This window comes from Exiguobacterium alkaliphilum 12/1 (assembly GCF_000714435.1).
GTDB classification, from domain to species: Bacteria; Bacillota; Bacilli; order Exiguobacteriales; family Exiguobacteriaceae; genus Exiguobacterium; species Exiguobacterium alkaliphilum.
Map to the genome: position 1 here is coordinate 1 of NZ_JJMW01000021.1, position 14947 is coordinate 14947.

The window sequence follows — 14947 nt, forward strand, 5'->3', positions numbered from 1 at the left end:
ACTCGGGAGCCGCGGCTTCCGAGTTTTTTTATAGATAGCGTGGGGCGTCCTTCATCGAGTTGGCGAGAATCATGTAGATGAGGACGTTCCCCGGCACGATTAAAAAGAGCAGACGAACGCCGAGCGGGGACAAGTCAAAGTATTCAGCGATGCCGCCGCAGACACCAAAGAGTGAGCGGTTCGTGGCAGATTTTCGAAGCGGACGTTGCATAAGCGTGGCTCCTATCTCAACTATGATATGAAAATTTTACCATATGACGACAACAAAAAGCGCGCCGATTTGGCGCGCTTTCGCTTATTTCAAGATGGTGACGAGTTCGTCGAGCACTTCGTTGGCTGACAAGACGCCGCCTGATGTGTTCCACGTGTCGTCGCTCACTTCGGTCACTTCGCCTGCCTTGACGGCGGCGAGGTCTTTCCAAAGTTGGTTCGACTGCCACTCTTCGGCTGTCTTCGATCCATCTGCTCCACCGTATGTGAAGTAGACGATATGGTCGCCGTCCATCTCTGGGATGCGTTCCATCGTGATCTCTTCAGCGAACTCGGTGCGGTCTTGTGACGCTGGGCGTTTGACGCCGACATCGCCCAAGATGACACCTGAGAAGCTGTCTGTGAAGTAGATGCGTGACGCGCCAGGAAGGAAGCGCACGACCGAGAGTTCTTTGTTCACGGCGTCGCCGAGCTCGGCTTTCGTGTCTTCGACGTGCTGCGCGTAGTCAGCCAAGACGTCGTTCCCTTTGTCCTCAAGGTTGAGGGCGTTCGCATAGAGTGCGAAGTTTTCTTGCCAGTCGCCTTTGAGCGTCTCCGACATGACCGTCGGTGCGATGGCGTTCAACTTGTCGTAGATGTTCTCTTGGCGGAGCTTCGTCCCGATGATGAGGTCCGGCTCGAGTTTCGCGATCGCTTCGAGGTTGACCTCGCTCTCCGTCCCGACTTCGGTCACATCCGTCATCTCTGTCTCGATGTGTGGATACCATGGGTCACCGTTCCATGATTTGACGGCACCGACTTGTTTGACGCCGAGGGCGATGAGCGCCTCGGTCCCTTCGTTCGTCAAGACGACGACACGTTTCGGTTCGACCGGTACCTCAGCCGTGCCCATGGCGTGCTCAATCGTGCGCGTCTCTGTTTCTGCTGACTCGTTCGAGTTATTCGTCTCTTCCGACCCGCCGCATGCAGCGAGGACGACCGTGAGGCAGAGCGTGAGTAATGCTAACGCAAACTTTTTCATATGTATAAAGTCTCCTCTGTCTAGTAAGATTTCCTCTCCGACTATAAGTGATAATGATTCTCAATGTCAACCCCTTTTTCTGACAACGAGATTTTGCTATGGTAGTAAAGGAAAGAAGTGAGGAAATTATGAGACCATGGATCAAACTATTTATCTTGATCGTGCTATTGCCTATATTGGGTTACATCAGCTTACGTGTCGGCGTCATCTCGGTCAGTCATCAGGATGTCGTCGCGCTCGGGAGTGACACGTCCTCGCAAGCACGGATTGCGCTCGAGGATAACCGTATTCCGCGCACTGTCGTCGCACTGCTCGTTGGAAGCGTCCTCGGGCTCGCGGGCTTGATCTTTCAGCTCGTCACGCGCAATCCGCTCGCATCACCCGACATCTTGGCCGTCAACGCCGGCGCAAGCTTTGCGATCGTCCTCGCGACACTGTTCGGCTTCAGTAGCATCGCCTCGTTCACATCGGCCGCGCTCGTTGGAGCCTTGATCGCCGGTGTCATCGTCTATCTGCTCAGCGCGAATGGGGGCAACGTCATGTACATGACACTCGCCGGGGCGTCACTTGCGGCGCTGTTCAGCTCGTTCACACAGTCGATTATTGCGTACGAGGAAGGGGCGCTCGATGAAGTGTTGTTTTGGTTGACCGGTTCGGTCGCAGGACGCTCGCTCGAACTCGTCACGACGTTATTGCCATGGGTGGTTGTCGCGAGCCTTTGTGTCCTCCTCATCAGTAAAGAGCTTGAGACGCTGTCGCTCGGTGACCAGGTTGCCCGCTCGCTCGGTCAAAACGTCGGGGTCATCAAGTTCGTCGCCGTCACGCTCGCCGTCGTCTTGTCGGCGTTCGGGGTCGCGCTCGCGGGGCCGATCGCGTTCGTCGGTTTGCTCGCGCCGCATCTCGCACGCTATCTATTCGGGACGGCGTTCTTCGCACGACTCGCTGGTAGCGCCGTCATTGGTAGCGTGCTGCTCCTCAGTGCGGACATCCTCGGGCGCATCATTCTATTCCCACGCGAAGTGACGGTCGGTGTCGTCCTTGCCGTCATCGGAGGCGCCTTCTTCATCTATCTCGTCAGCGCCAGACAAGGAGTCTTTAAATCATGAAATCATACAGTTTTCGAAAAGGCCCGTTCTCGTTCACGCTCCGGAGACGGGAAATCGTGCTAGCGGTCGCGCTCCTTACCGGCCTGTTCATCGCCTTCTATTTGGGACTCGCCATCGGGGACACTTTTTTGACCCCATGGTCGCTCGGGTCACTCTTTCTCGGTTCGGGTGACGCGTTCGCCGAGCTCGTCGTATTCGAGTTCCGGATGCCACGCGTCCTGATGGCCATCACGGCTGGAGCGTGTCTCGCGGTCAGTGGACACTTGTTGCAGCTCACGATTAAAAACGAGCTCGCGTCGCCGGAGATTTTCGGCATCGTCGGCGGGGCCGGGGTGGCGACGGCGACGTTTTTCACTGTCTTCACCGATGAGCGGACGAACCAATTGTCCGTCCCGCTCGCCTATATCCCGTTTGCCTCGTTCGCAGGGGCGTTGACGGTCGGTGCATTCTTGTTTTATCTATTGAAACGGGGCGTCCCGCCGGTCCGACTCGCGTTAATTGGAATCGGGATCAGCATCTTCTCGCAAGGGATTGTCCAGTTCATGATGCTCGCCTCGAATGTGTATCGGAAGAACGACATCCAACAATGGCTCACCGGCACCGTCTATGCGGCGACATGGAATCAATTGAAAATCCTGGTGCCGCTCGCGATTCTGTTTCTACTCGCTGCCTTTTTGATTGAACGACATGTCCGGCCGCTCCATATTAGCGAGGCGGTCGCGACGAGCATCGGCGTCCCGGTCCGGGGCACGCAGCGCGGTACGCTGTTGTTGTCGTGTCTGCTTGCCGGGATTGGGGTCGCGTTCGTCGGAGCGATTGGCTTCGTCGGACTGATGGCACCGCACATCGCCCGTCAAGGCTTGAAGCTGCCTTACGTTTGGGCGACGCTTCTCGTTGGTGCCATCATCGTCGTCTTGGCCGATGTGATCGCCCGGACGATCTTTTATCCGTATGAGCTCCGGACCGGTGTCATGACGGCCGTGATTGGCGCGCCGTACTTCTTCTATTTACTTCGCCGCATGATGAAAGGAAGCATGAGATGAATACATTCGATTTACAACAAGTCGCCATCGGCTACGAACAGAAGACGGTGCTCGACGGGCTGACGTTCTCGATTCCACACGGGAAAATCACGGTGCTGCTCGGTGCGAACGGATGTGGCAAGTCGACGCTCCTCTCGACGCTCGCGAGGCAACGGGACGCGTTAGGTGGGACGATTTCGTTCCGTGACAAGCCACTCGTTGCGTATCGGGCGAAAGAGGCGGCCCGGCTCATGGCGTTCATGCCACAGGTGAACGTCGCACCGGACGGATTGACCGTCGAACAGCTTGTCCGCTTCGGCCGCTATCCGTATCAGACGTTCTTCAAGCGTTACTCCGAAGACGACGAACGCGCTGTCGAGCGGGCACTTGCCTTCACGGACACGGTCTCGCTTCGGGATACGCTCGTCAGCAATTTATCGGGCGGACAAAAGCAACGCGTCTGGATCGCACTCGCCTTAGCCCAAGAGTCGGAGACGATTCTACTCGATGAACCGACGACATACCTCGACATGTCGCATCAAATCGAGATTCTCGACTCGATGTACCGACTGAACCGGTTAGAGGGCAAGACAATCGTCATGGTGCTCCACGACTTGCATCTCGCCTGTCGTTACGCCGACCACGTCATCGCGCTCGCAGACGGGAACGTCTATCGGGAAGGGAGCCCGAACGATGTTGTCGACGAAATGTTCATGCAGGACGTCTTCGGGTTGAAGGTCGTCGTGACGGAAGACCCGCTCTACGGCACACCGCTCTGTATCCCATATTCGCATTACGAGCTGAATGAGAAGCGACCGCCCACGACCTAGTCTTTGGACTAGGTTTTTTTCGTCGGAAGCCGGGGAAGGGTAAGAGAAAGTATGTGTCACCTGGTCCTGTCAAAGGAGGAGCCGATATGGCGAAGAAGGAAAAGCAGTCGTACCACATCGTCACGTTCACGTTTCCAGAGGAGTCGGTCTCGTATCAAGCGTTCAGTAAGTTGAAGAAGTATCACGCCGAAGGGCTGATCGGGTTCGAACAGCTCGTCGTCATCAAGCGTGAGGACAATGGGGCGTTCTCGTTCGAGGACGCCGTCCAACTGACACCGACGAACAAGTCCACGAAAGGTGCCTTGATCGGGATGGCGGTCGGGATTCTCGGAGGACCGTTCGGAATCTTGTTCGGGACGCTCACGGGCGGACTCATTGGCGGGACGAAAGATTTGAAGCACGTCCAAAGCATTCAAGAGACGTTCAAACGGACGGTCGGCAACATCGAGCCGGGACAGACGGGTGTGATGGGTATCGGGGAGGAGTTTGATCATTCGGTGCTCGATGGGCTCGCCGCCGAACTCGGTGGCACGGTGACACGGACAGACGAAGAACTGTGAAGGGGAGTTGTATATGAAGATTGGGATATTAGGAGCCGGTAAAGTCGGTCGGACGCTCGGACGCAAGTTCGAGGACGTCGGATATGAAGTGTTGTATGGGACGCGCTCGGAGCGCGAGGGGACGATGTCGCTCCAAGACGTGGCGTCGAATGCGCAGGTTTTATTGTTGACGACGCCGTTCGCGGCCGCGGTCGACTTGATTCAATCGCTACGAGACTTGGACGACAAAATCGTCATCGACGTGACGAATCCAATCGCTAAAGAGTTTGACGCCATCGAGCGGCCGGAAGGGAAATCTGGGGCCGAGCATCTGCAAGAACTCGCCCCGCACGTCCGTATCGTCAAGGCGTTCAACCAGACGGGCGTCGAGAATCTCGAGAATCCGAACAAGTCGATGATGTTCATCGCCGGCGACGAGCAGGAGTCGGTCCGGGCCGTGCAAGACCTCGCTGCGAAAATCGGTTTTGACGCCCATACGCTCAGACACTTGAAGCTCGCGCGTGAGCTCGAGTCGCTCGCGTGGCTATGGATTCATTACGCGACGAAGGAACGGAAGCATCGGAACTTTGCATTCTACTTGAAAGAGAATAGTTTTTAACCAAAAGCGACCAGGACGAATCTTCGTCCCGGTCGTTTTAAAAGCCCGTATAACGGTCGTTTCGCGTTTGCAGGAGTTCAATCGTTTCCCGTTCGATGCGGTCGATGTCAGTCCGTTGCCAACCCGGCATGAGGAACGCATCGACGAGTGCCCAGATACCTGAGATGATTGCACCGAGCCCGAGCGTCAAGACGACGATGAGGAGCATGGCGACGCCTGAGCCAATTTTCCCAAAATAAAAACGGTGGGCACCGAACGCCCCGAGGAAGAACCAGAGCAAGTAGGCGACGACGAGGTTGCGTTTGCGTTTCTCGACCTCGCTGTTGACGAGTTGCATCTCTTGGGTGGTCAAATCCATTCGAGAATAATTCAAGATAAGTCCCTTCTTTCGCATGAAGTTTGATAAAATGAGTTCGTGCTTCATTATAAATTGAAACAGTATCTTTTTCCATGATTTTCTAAAAATGATGGGTCAGAGAAGGAGACAGCTATGGGCTTTGCCATTTTGACGTTCATCGTCGCGTTCATCCACGTCATCGCGGGAGCGGTCGTCTTACATAAGTACCCGCAGTATAAAACGATCGCCATCAGCGTCATCGTGCTCGGTTTCATGTACGGCCTACTGACGGTCGGGTTCATCGTGTTATAGAAAAATCCCCATACACGGGGGACTCTAGAGAGAATCGTTATAGAGCATCGCCTCGTCATTCGTAGAGATGACTTTTAGGTGGCGCTCTTTTTTGACATACACGCTCTTATAAACAGGGCGCTCACCTTCATAGAACAAAATGACGCGGTTGCCATCGTTGTCCGTCTCGACTTTCGGTTCATAGTTCGCGATTTCGATCGTCTCCGCGAGCACGCCATACTCTTCGTATGTGGCCAACGTGTCGGCGTCCGAACAGGCGACGAGAAAGACGGAGGCGAGGATGGCGAATATAGACTTCTTCATCATAATACCCCTTTTTTTGATAGTTTATCTATCAACTATAACGTATGGTGATTTTGTTTTCAAAGCGAATGAAACTTGTCGACGGCTTCTTCGTATAGAGGGTGAGAGGGGGTGGGGCAAGTGAATGGACGGAAGTTGGCCTTTGCGATTGGAATCGGGTTAGTGATGGCGGGCACTGTTTTCGGTGTGTCCGCGGGTCTATTGTTTCTCATCGCGAGTGTGTTGTTTTATCGTCGGCAACGCCTAAAAACGGGAGAGTATGCGACCTCGGTAAAGAATCGTCTACTTTGGCGCTCGAGTGAGAAGACGTGGCTCGTCGCTATCCTCGTATTCGTGGTAATGTATTTGATTGGATTTGGTGCGACGCTAGTGACGATCCCGACTCAGGACCTTGCCTTGACCGCACTGACCTATTTGTTTGCGACAAAAGGACTGTTTTTGATGAATGAGCTCCATGCGTACGAGCGGGAGGCGAAAGATGAATAAGAACGTATTCAAAGGGTTACTCGTGATGTGGCTGGTGCTGATTGGCCTCGACTTTTGGCTCGAACAATACGCGCTCGTCGCGGTCACGGGTCTCGGGATCACCGTCTATTCCTATTACAGTCAACAAGTGAAGCGACTTTCGGACGAGTCGAAAACGAGCATCATGAACGAACTGAACGAGAAGACGGTGTCGTTCGTCGTCTTGTCTTTCCTGCTCGTCTTGATTGTCGGGCTTTTATTCGACCTGCGAATCCTTCCGACTGCTGAAACCGTGTTCGTCGCACTCGGTGGTTTATTCGTGTATCGGGGCTTGACGATTGGTGGCTTACTCATGCGAGACGTCTATCGAAACGACCTGATGAATCCATCCAAGGAAATATGACTATAGAAAATCCCAAGCGACACCGTCGCTTGGGATGTTTTTATGCCGATTTATCGGTCTTTTCTTTTTTCGCTTTTCGGGCGAGCGTCAAGATTTGATACACCTTGAAGAAGTCATACGCGGCTACGGCGATGATGAAGTACGTCCAGAAGCTGAAACCGTACTCTTGTACCGAGTAGTAGGCGAGGACCGTGAACAAGATCCCGAAAGATAAGCTGAACGTCAGCATGATTTTTAAGTGTCGCGGCATACGTGCCACCTCATTTCTACATCAATAATAGGGCGACCATGACGAGCGCGTTGTTGAACGCATGAATCGCAATCGGAACGATTAAGCGACGCGTCTTCGCATAGGCGACCGTGAAGGCGAAGCTCATCGCGACGTACACGAGGAAACGGTTGTCATCATGGATGAGTGCGAACAAGACAGAGCTGACACCGAAGGCGATCCAGAAGCCGAACCGGGCGCTCAAGTTGCCGAACAAGATATGACGGAAGAGAATCTCTTCGATAATCGGTCCGAGCAAGACGACCGATAATGTCATGACAGGAACGAGTCGGACAATATCCGCGATCCGTTCTGTATTCTCCGAGGCGACCATTTCACCGGTGATGGCCGTCTCAATCAAGTTGGCGACGATGACGAGCCCGTACTGCATGAGAATCCCGAGCCCGATCCATTTGACCGTGTCGTTCAGGTTCGACTGGATGCCTTGCTGTTTATATAGCTTCAAGTCTGGCCAGAGCAGGAAGAACGAGATGACGATCGTCAAGCTGAAGCCGATGGCGAACCAGAGGCCCGTCGACGTCGGCGTGATCCATTCCGGCCGGACTTCGTTGATGAGCACAGGGAAAAACTGCACGAAGGCGTATAAGAGAATCGGGATGATGTGCCGAATCCGAATGTTAGGCGCCATCGAAAAACGGGTATTTATCGATTGGTTTGAGTTTAGTGTGGCCAATTCAACACGTCCTTAATCACAAGAGTAAGCGTTCCTTTTGACCATTGTATCAAATAAGGTCTCTTGACCGCGAGTGAGAGCAATTTTCCGATGTTCCCCTCTTGCAATTTTAGGCGTCTCATACTACACTAATCAATGTTAGCACTCCTTTTTACTGAGTGCTAATAACTTACGATTCAACGATACATCATTCATATTCGGAGGAGGTTTTTTCTATGTTAAAACCACTAGGCGATCGCGTCATCATCGAAGTCGTGGAGAAAGAAGAAAAGACGATCGGAGGCATCGTCCTTCCTGACACGGCGAAAGAGAAGCCGCAACAAGGACGTGTCCTCGCAGTCGGCACTGGCCGCGTCACGGACCAAGGGGAGCGAATCGCGCTCGACGTCAAAGAAAATGATTTGGTCATCTACTCGAAATATGCGGGTACCGAAGTGAAGCATGAAGGTAAAGAATACTTAATCGTTCGCGAGAGCGACATTCTAGCAATCGTAGGCTAAGCACCATTCTTCAAAAACTTGTTTAGGGGGAAATGAACAATGGCAAAAGAAATCAAATTCTCAGAAGACGCACGTCACGCGATGCTCCGCGGTGTCGACGCACTCGCTGACGCAGTAAAAGTCACAATCGGACCGAAAGGACGCAACGTCGTCCTCGAGAAGAAGTTCGGCTCACCGCTCATCACGAATGACGGCGTCACAATCGCAAAAGAAATCGAACTTGAAGACCACTTCGAAAACATGGGCGCTAAGCTCGTTGCCGAAGTTGCGTCGAAGACGAACGAAGTCGCAGGGGACGGTACGACGACAGCGACAGTCCTCGCTCAAGCGATGATTCGTGAAGGGTTGAAGAACGTGACAGCGGGCGCGAACCCGATGATCCTCCGTAAAGGGATTGATAAAGCGGTCCGTCGTGCGCTCGAAGAGTTGAAAGAGATTTCAAAACCGATCGAGTCGAAAGAAGCGATCGCGCAAGTCGCAGCTATCTCGGCAGCGGACGAAGAAGTCGGCGAGTTAATCGCAGAAGCGATGGAGCGCGTCGGCAACGACGGCGTCATCACGATTGAAGAGTCACGCGGCTTCACGACAGAACTCGACGTCGTCGAAGGGATGCAGTTCGACCGTGGATATCTTTCACCATACATGATCTCAGACTCAGACAAGATGGAAGCGGTACTCGACAACCCGTTCATCTTGATCACCGATAAGAAGATCTCGAACATCCAAGAAATCATTCCAGTGCTCGAGCAAGTCGTGCAACAAGGGAAACCAATCCTCATCGTTGCGGAAGACATCGAAGGCGATGCGCTCGCGACACTCGTCTTGAACAAGCTCCGTGGTACGTTCAACGCGGTCGCGGTCAAGGCACACAGGCTTCGGCGATCGTCGTAAAGCGATGCTCGAAGACCTCGCGACGCTCACAGGCGGCCAAGTCATCACAGAAGACCTCGGCCTCGAGCTCAAGTCGGCATCACTTCAACAGCTCGGACGCGCGTCGAAAGTCGTCGTCACGAAAGACACGACAACGATTGTCGAAGGTGCTGGAGACGAAGCAACGATCAAAGCACGCGTTCAAACGATTCGCAACCAAATCGAAGAGACGTCATCTGACTTCGACCGGGAGAAACTCCAAGAGCGTCTCGCGAAACTCGCAGGCGGCGTAGCCGTCGTCAAAGTCGGCGCAGCGACAGAGACTGAACTCAAAGAACGCAAGCTCCGCATCGAAGACGCGCTCAACGCGACACGTGCAGCCGTCGAAGAAGGTATCGTCGCAGGTGGTGGTACGGCGTTCATCAACGTCATCCCAGCGGTTCGTGCGTTGCTTGGAGAAGTGACAGCGGATGAAGCGACAGGTGTGAAACTCGTCCTCCGTGCCCTCGAAGCACCCGTCCGTCAAATCGCGGAAAACGCAGGCGAAGAAGGTTCGGTCATCGTCGAGAAGCTCAAGAACGAATCGGTCGGTATCGGCTATAACGCCGCGACTGGCGAGTACGTCGACATGATCGCACACGGAATCGTCGATCCGGCGAAAGTGACGCGCTCAGCGCTTCAAAACGCAGCATCCGTATCAGCCATGTTCCTCACGACAGAAGCGGTCATCGCAGACAAGCCAGAACCAGCAGGCGCTGGTGGCGGCATGCCTGACATGGGCGGCATGGGTGGAATGGGCGGCATGATGTAAGTCTGTTCTTAATAGTTGAAGGGAGAAGCTTGAAATATAAAGCTTCTCCCTTTTTTGTGTTGTTTTTTATTCACAAGTTTTTTAAGTTATAATATGTATATTATTATAAAATCACTTCTTTATTAACCAATTATTTATCATAATAAGAAATTAAAGTTATATAATAGTATTGTAATGTACTGTAATTAAAATTGAGAAAGTAAATTATCATTTAGGAGAATTTGGTATGAAGAATATTTTCATAATTACAAACAGTATTGATTTGACAGTAGATTATCTAATCAATAAATACAGTAGTCATGAAATCAATTTTTTTAGATTTAATACGGACTATTTTCAAGACTATAAAATTATTATTACTGCAGAAGGTACAATTATAGAGTACAAAGATCAATCTTCCCGCATCAATTTATCTAAGTGTGGCTCGTTGTACTATAGAAAAATATCTATGCCTTCTTTAAGTGAGTATGCACCTCGTTATATACCTTTAATGCATAGAGAAATGCTTACTGTAATAGAAGGTATTGCAGAAACCACAGGAAAATATGCTATTACACGTCCTTCGATTTTAAGAAAAGCAGATAATAAAATTGTACAAATGAAACTGGCTGGTGAATTAGGATTCAGGCTACCTCGTTCGTTAATTACTAATTCAAATATATCTGCAATGTCATTTTGTAGCGACGATCAAACAATAGTTAAGCCTATTTCTTTTGGCAAAATTATTGGAGAGGACACGATTGGATTTATTCAGACGAATCTAGTAGATAGAGAAACTTCGTTCTGCGATTTAGACTATTCCCCTGCATATTTTCAATCGTATATTAGTAAAGACTACGAAGTTAGATTAACTATTGTCGGGGATAAACTATTTGGTGTAAGAATAGATTCTACAGACAAGGTTGATTGGAGAAAAGAAAGTTCAATACTACAATATAGTACTTTACGAGTACCAGCTGATATTAGTGATAAATGTATAAAAATGATGAAGCTTTTGAAACTAAATTTTGCGGCGTTCGATTTCATTGTCCACGAAGGTGAGTATATCTTTCTCGAGTTGAATGCAAATGGACAATGGCTATGGTTAGAAGAAGAATTGAATTTAAAAATTTCTGACGCCTTAATAGATAATTTGTTGGGTAAAAAAACATGAAAAAATTACAGTATAGTTTATTTAAAATTTTGTCTTTTAGCCCTGTTATTAGAATCACGGACGACTCAAAATTTAACAAAATAACTAAAGAACCTAAAAAAATTCGATATTCATTATTGAGTTTTAATCTAGGAACTAAAAGTTTTTATTTATTCACCTATACCGATAAGGAAGGGTTTAAATTTTTATATATTCTTGATCTTTATGAGGTACAAAAATACCATGAAATCATAGAAAAAAATGGGGATGAGTACGATGAATATTTAAGAGAATTGTATTTAAAGTCGCCTGAGAGGCGAATAGTTGAAAAGGAATTCATATTATTCAAAATCACAGAAGAAGTAAACATAAAAAACAAGACATTTAATAAGTTTTTAGCCTATATTGCTATAATTGCTTTTATTCTTCCTTTATATTCACCAAAGATAACCGAATTGTCCTCATACTTGGAATCTTATAAACTATTTTTTACAATTGGTATATTCTATTTATTTGTAAATATAATTTGTTTAAGTTATTCCTATATTAAAATAAAAGGATATAATCGTACCTTGCTAAGTAGCTTACGTAAAAACGAAAATCCAGGAATTTTACTAGTTGCATTACTTTTTTACGAATGGAAAAACACAGTTAATGAATCCGTTATGGGTATAAGTATTATAAAAAATATTGAAAAATATATGTTTATGTTAATTATCCTTAGTGGGGTCATTATAATTTCGTCTAACATTGATACTTGGAAAATGAGTAAGGACCCAAAAAATACTATTATCGAGGAATCTGCTGTGGAATCGGCATTCTTTAATCTAAAATCTGAACCAAATATAAATCTCTTTTTAAAAAGAAATGAAGAGCAAGTTGAGAGGATAAACAATGCGTTATTATCCGAAGAATACAAAACGCTTCTTATGATTTCAGATGAAAGTAGTAAAATCATTAATGAATATAAAAAGCTACTTGATTTTTACAAAAGTCAAAAAGTACGTATAATTAAAATTAAGAATGATGAACTATCTGAAAATATAGAAATCATATTGTTGAAGGAGTGAATAATTCTTATGAAATCGCCTTATATTGCAGCCTATATTGAGGAGTCAGTAATACAAAAATCCACTCACTTATTTTATGACAGTAAAACACAAATTAATTATCTTGATAAAAACTTGAACATCAAGGCTATTACTTTTAGAGGTCCTGATACAACAATTGTGACAGAGACTGTTGAAAATTCGGATGTTAATTATATGGGACCTGAAACTACAAGAATTACAAAAACAAATGAAGCTAGTGATGTCGAATCTTTGACTTTGGGCCCCGAAACAACTCTAGAAACTAACACGGTTGAAAACTCAGATTTCGATGTCTTATTATTTGGGCCTCAAACGACTAGAAGAACTTTTGAAATTGAGATAGATGACGAATCGAATATACAATTGTTTTACGGACCTGATACAACCATTGTAACGAGAACACTTGAAAATAATGACACTCACTAAAGAGAAATAAATAAGACTAAATTTAAAATAGATGTCTTTTCCAAACAAATCTAAGACGAAAACCTAACGGAAGAAACTAGAGACAAACTCAATGATCGGATTGAGAGAATGGTGGATAAGTCATTTCAAAAAGATTCGGAGTTCAAGAGATGGATGGGTGCATCGATTTTGGCCAGGGTCATTGGTGCCGCATTGGCATTAGCTAAAAATCCAGAGGCGAGAAAAACACTGATTAATTTGCTGACGAAGAAGAGTTGAATGTAGCAAATAGGATAGTTGTACTAACTGTTTAAAAATAGCAGGAGCGACAATTCAATTCGTCGCTCCTTTCTTATTTAATCCGTCTGTTTTCGGTTATACATCACAACACTTCCAACGAACACAACAAGCGCCCAGGAAGACAAAATCACGAGCTCCAACCATGTAGTACCGAGTCCAGCACCGGCCTCGATTTGATGCGCGAGGTCGATCAAGACGATGTTCGGCAAATACTCGAGTAAACCGATGATAGAGAAACGGTCCTCGTATACCAATAGCATCGGCGAGAATGAGAAGAAGAAAAACGCTGGCATGACGATGAGTGAAGCTTCCATGACCGTCTTTGTAATCAGTCCGAGAATCGTCCCAATCCCGATATAAAAGAACGTCGAGACGATGAGTGCGAGTGAGATGACGAGCAGGTTTGCAGGGCTGTATCCCATGATAAAGGCGCACGCTGCAATCAAAACGAGTGTCGTTACGAACGTGAGCGCACTTTTCCCGAGCAAGATGTCGAGCGTGCTCGCTGGCGACAACATCAGTCCACGGAGCGTGTTCTTTTCTTTCTCTTCGGCAATCAAAGCACACTGGACGAACGTCGCGACGAGGCTGAACGTGATGTTGATGACAAAGTATGTCACGTCGATACCTCCGCCGCCGAGCTGTGAATAGAAGACGGCGAAGAACAGCGGCATGATCAACGTCGAGGAGACGAATAAGTTCCGCGACAAGTCTTTGTAGTCTTTCTGGAAAATAGCGAGTGCCCGTTTCATTGAAAATGTCATGATAATTTCCTCCCCGTCACTTCGATAAAGATATCCCCGAGCGTTGGCTCGTTCGAATGGATGGCCGCGATATTTTGGTCGCGCATCTGTGCATGGAGCCAGTCGGCCCCGTCTTTTCCTTGCTTCAATTCAACCGTTTCCCCGTCATGCAGTTCGACGCGCATGGAGCCATTCGCATATTTCCGGCGCAATCGTTTTGGGGCGTCGAGGAGTTGAATTTCCCCTTGATGCAAGAACGCGACGCGATCGCACAGTTCTTCTGCCTCGTTCATGTCATGCGTCGTCAAGAAGATGGTCGTCCCTTTTGCCTTCAACCGTTCGATTCCTTTATAGATGTGGCGCGAGTTGACCGGATCGAGTGCGGACGTCGGCTCATCTAAAAACAACAGCTCCGGTTCATGTAATAACGCCCGGGCCAGTGTCACCCGTTGCAGCATCCCGCGCGATAAAGCGGAGATGCGTTTTTTGCGTTCTCCGGCCAAGTTCACCATCTGAACTACGTCATCGATTCGTGAACGTGGCTCGTCATACAGGTCGCAATAGAGTTGCAAGTTTTCTTCGATGGAGAGGCGCGTGTATAGGCCGCTGTTGTCGGTCAATACACCGATTCGTTTCCGATACTGTTCTTGTTTCAACTCCGAGACCGGGACGCCGAAAACAATCGCATCACCTGACGTCTGCGCGAGTTGCGACGTCAAGATTTTGATGGTCGTCGTCTTCCCAGATCCACTCGGTCCAAGAAAGCCGAACACTTCTCCCTTGCCGACAGAAAACGTCACGTCTCGCAACGCCTCTTCATTGCCGAATAGCTTTTTTAATCCGTTCACTTGAATGATTGAGTCCATTCTCGTTCCTCCTCGTCGATATCGTCTTGCTTGTTTTCATCATATCGAGAGGAAGAGGAAAGCGCATTAGAATGGCCATAAATGGCGCTTTTTGAGGAGT

Annotated in this window: 20 protein-coding genes and 1 pseudogene; 13 read left to right on the plus strand and 8 right to left on the minus strand. The window is 48.8% G+C overall.

Features of this window, described 5'->3' with window-relative positions; translation table 11 throughout:
* Positions 1-28: 28 nt before the first annotated feature.
* The gene (locus RT52_RS04995; RefSeq protein ID WP_034815538.1) at positions 29-211 is read right to left on the minus strand and encodes a PspC domain-containing protein; all 183 of its coding nucleotides are present in this window, start codon (positions 209-211) and stop codon (positions 29-31) included.
* Positions 212-295: 84 nt separating this feature from the next.
* Entirely contained in the window at positions 296-1231 is a 936-nt protein-coding gene (locus RT52_RS05000; RefSeq protein WP_051690276.1) for an ABC transporter substrate-binding protein, read from the minus strand.
* A 128-nt stretch (positions 1232-1359) separates the two neighbouring features.
* On the opposite strand from RT52_RS05000, the gene RT52_RS05005 reads away from it, so the two are divergent.
* The 5 genes from RT52_RS05005 (at position 1360) to RT52_RS05025 (ending at position 5347) form a co-directional block, all read left to right on the plus strand.
* Positions 1360-2337: a FecCD family ABC transporter permease gene (locus RT52_RS05005; protein WP_034815542.1), complete on the plus strand. Its 978-nt coding sequence runs from the start codon at positions 1360-1362 to the stop codon at positions 2335-2337.
* Positions 2334-3380 (plus strand): FecCD family ABC transporter permease, encoded by a 1047-nt coding sequence (locus RT52_RS05010; RefSeq protein WP_034815544.1) that lies wholly within the window; start codon positions 2334-2336, stop codon positions 3378-3380. The genes RT52_RS05005 and RT52_RS05010 overlap by 4 nt, the downstream gene beginning before the upstream one ends.
* Positions 3377-4189, plus strand: a complete 813-nt coding sequence (locus RT52_RS05015; RefSeq protein ID WP_034815546.1) for an ABC transporter ATP-binding protein — start codon at positions 3377-3379, stop codon at positions 4187-4189. Before RT52_RS05010 ends, RT52_RS05015 begins: the two co-directional genes overlap by 4 nt.
* 86 nt (positions 4190-4275) lie before the next feature.
* Positions 4276-4749, plus strand: a complete 474-nt coding sequence (locus RT52_RS05020; protein WP_024372066.1) for a hypothetical protein — start codon at positions 4276-4278, stop codon at positions 4747-4749.
* A gap of 13 nt (positions 4750-4762) precedes the next feature.
* Positions 4763-5347: an NADPH-dependent F420 reductase gene (locus RT52_RS05025; RefSeq protein WP_034815547.1), complete on the plus strand. Its 585-nt coding sequence runs from the start codon at positions 4763-4765 to the stop codon at positions 5345-5347.
* Between the two features lie 37 nt (positions 5348-5384).
* Here the strand turns inward: RT52_RS05025 and RT52_RS05030 are convergent, their stop codons facing one another.
* Entirely contained in the window at positions 5385-5720 is a 336-nt protein-coding gene (locus RT52_RS05030; protein WP_152545862.1) for a TM2 domain-containing protein, read from the minus strand.
* Between the two features lie 117 nt (positions 5721-5837).
* On the opposite strand from RT52_RS05030, the gene RT52_RS16440 reads away from it, so the two are divergent.
* A complete protein-coding gene (locus RT52_RS16440) occupies positions 5838-5996 on the plus strand; it encodes a hypothetical protein (protein ID WP_024372064.1) in 159 nt (52 codons plus the stop codon).
* Positions 5997-6020: 24 nt separating this feature from the next.
* Here RT52_RS16440 and RT52_RS05040 read toward each other — a convergent pair whose 3' ends face one another.
* Positions 6021-6299, minus strand: coding sequence for a putative periplasmic lipoprotein (locus tag RT52_RS05040; protein ID WP_051690277.1), 279 nt, complete (start codon positions 6297-6299; stop codon positions 6021-6023).
* Positions 6300-6410: 111 nt separating this feature from the next.
* Here RT52_RS05040 and RT52_RS05045 point away from each other — a divergent pair, with 111 nt between their 5' ends.
* A complete protein-coding gene (locus RT52_RS05045) occupies positions 6411-6785 on the plus strand; it encodes a hypothetical protein (RefSeq protein ID WP_156028777.1) in 375 nt (124 codons plus the stop codon).
* Entirely contained in the window at positions 6778-7167 is a 390-nt protein-coding gene (locus RT52_RS05050) for a hypothetical protein (protein ID WP_034815553.1), read from the plus strand. The genes RT52_RS05045 and RT52_RS05050 overlap by 8 nt, the downstream gene beginning before the upstream one ends.
* Before the next feature lie 40 nt (positions 7168-7207).
* Here the strand turns inward: RT52_RS05050 and RT52_RS05055 are convergent, their stop codons facing one another.
* Positions 7208-7417, minus strand: coding sequence for a YdiK family protein (locus RT52_RS05055; protein ID WP_029333739.1), 210 nt, complete (start codon positions 7415-7417; stop codon positions 7208-7210).
* Between the two features lie 16 nt (positions 7418-7433).
* Positions 7434-8129, minus strand: coding sequence for a CPBP family intramembrane glutamic endopeptidase (locus tag RT52_RS05060; protein WP_245175467.1), 696 nt, complete (start codon positions 8127-8129; stop codon positions 7434-7436).
* Between the two features lie 215 nt (positions 8130-8344).
* Between RT52_RS05060 and groES the strand changes: the two genes are divergently transcribed.
* The 5 genes and pseudogenes from groES (at position 8345) to RT52_RS05085 (ending at position 12959) form a co-directional block, all read left to right on the plus strand.
* Positions 8345-8629, plus strand: a complete 285-nt coding sequence (groES, locus tag RT52_RS05065; RefSeq protein ID WP_021065365.1) for a co-chaperone GroES — start codon at positions 8345-8347, stop codon at positions 8627-8629.
* A 39-nt stretch (positions 8630-8668) separates the two neighbouring features.
* Positions 8669-10310 (plus strand): annotated as a pseudogene (groL, locus tag RT52_RS05070) (chaperonin GroEL).
* Positions 10311-10536: 226 nt separating this feature from the next.
* Positions 10537-11463 carry an MvdC/MvdD family ATP grasp protein gene (locus tag RT52_RS05075; protein WP_034815554.1) on the plus strand — a complete coding sequence of 309 codons (927 nt, stop codon included), beginning with the start codon at positions 10537-10539 and terminating at the stop codon, positions 11461-11463.
* Positions 11460-12512: a hypothetical protein gene (locus RT52_RS05080; protein ID WP_034815556.1), complete on the plus strand. Its 1053-nt coding sequence runs from the start codon at positions 11460-11462 to the stop codon at positions 12510-12512. Before RT52_RS05075 ends, RT52_RS05080 begins: the two co-directional genes overlap by 4 nt.
* A 9-nt stretch (positions 12513-12521) precedes the next feature.
* On the plus strand, positions 12522-12959 hold the full coding sequence (locus RT52_RS05085) for a hypothetical protein (protein ID WP_034815558.1): 438 nt from the start codon (positions 12522-12524) through the stop codon (positions 12957-12959).
* Positions 12960-13294: 335 nt separating this feature from the next.
* On the opposite strand, the gene RT52_RS05095 is transcribed toward RT52_RS05085, so the two are convergent.
* Positions 13295-14002 (minus strand): ABC transporter permease, encoded by a 708-nt coding sequence (locus RT52_RS05095; protein ID WP_034815560.1) that lies wholly within the window; start codon positions 14000-14002, stop codon positions 13295-13297.
* On the minus strand, positions 13999-14847 hold the full coding sequence (locus RT52_RS05100; protein WP_034815562.1) for an ABC transporter ATP-binding protein: 849 nt from the start codon (positions 14845-14847) through the stop codon (positions 13999-14001). Before RT52_RS05100 ends, RT52_RS05095 begins: the two co-directional genes overlap by 4 nt.
* Positions 14848-14947 lie beyond the last annotated feature (100 nt).

Bases quoted from the DNA above. Each gene is read 5' to 3' on its own strand.
- RT52_RS05085 (WP_034815558.1), top strand. From the start codon at position 12,522: ATGAAATCGCCTTATATTGCAGCCTATATTGAGGAGTCAGTAATACAA.
- RT52_RS05010 (WP_034815544.1), top strand. From the start codon at position 2,334: ATGAAATCATACAGTTTTCGAAAAGGCCCGTTCTCGTTCACGCTCCGG.
- RT52_RS05100 (WP_034815562.1), bottom strand. From the start codon at position 14,847: ATGGACTCAATCATTCAAGTGAACGGATTAAAAAAGCTATTCGGCAAT.
- RT52_RS05080 (WP_034815556.1), top strand. From the start codon at position 11,460: ATGAAAAAATTACAGTATAGTTTATTTAAAATTTTGTCTTTTAGCCCT.
- RT52_RS05075 (WP_034815554.1), top strand. From the start codon at position 10,537: ATGAAGAATATTTTCATAATTACAAACAGTATTGATTTGACAGTAGAT.
- RT52_RS05005 (WP_034815542.1), top strand. From the start codon at position 1,360: ATGAGACCATGGATCAAACTATTTATCTTGATCGTGCTATTGCCTATA.
- RT52_RS04995 (WP_034815538.1), bottom strand. From the start codon at position 211: ATGCAACGTCCGCTTCGAAAATCTGCCACGAACCGCTCACTCTTTGGT.
- RT52_RS05015 (WP_034815546.1), top strand. From the start codon at position 3,377: ATGAATACATTCGATTTACAACAAGTCGCCATCGGCTACGAACAGAAG.
- RT52_RS05040 (WP_051690277.1), bottom strand. From the start codon at position 6,299: ATGAAGAAGTCTATATTCGCCATCCTCGCCTCCGTCTTTCTCGTCGCC.
- RT52_RS05055 (WP_029333739.1), bottom strand. From the start codon at position 7,417: ATGCCGCGACACTTAAAAATCATGCTGACGTTCAGCTTATCTTTCGGG.
- groES (WP_021065365.1), top strand. From the start codon at position 8,345: ATGTTAAAACCACTAGGCGATCGCGTCATCATCGAAGTCGTGGAGAAA.
- RT52_RS16440 (WP_024372064.1), top strand. From the start codon at position 5,838: ATGGGCTTTGCCATTTTGACGTTCATCGTCGCGTTCATCCACGTCATC.
- RT52_RS05000 (WP_051690276.1), bottom strand. From the start codon at position 1,231: ATGAAAAAGTTTGCGTTAGCATTACTCACGCTCTGCCTCACGGTCGTC.
- RT52_RS05050 (WP_034815553.1), top strand. From the start codon at position 6,778: ATGAATAAGAACGTATTCAAAGGGTTACTCGTGATGTGGCTGGTGCTG.
- RT52_RS05025 (WP_034815547.1), top strand. From the start codon at position 4,763: ATGAAGATTGGGATATTAGGAGCCGGTAAAGTCGGTCGGACGCTCGGA.
- RT52_RS05095 (WP_034815560.1), bottom strand. From the start codon at position 14,002: ATGACATTTTCAATGAAACGGGCACTCGCTATTTTCCAGAAAGACTAC.
- RT52_RS05020 (WP_024372066.1), top strand. From the start codon at position 4,276: ATGGCGAAGAAGGAAAAGCAGTCGTACCACATCGTCACGTTCACGTTT.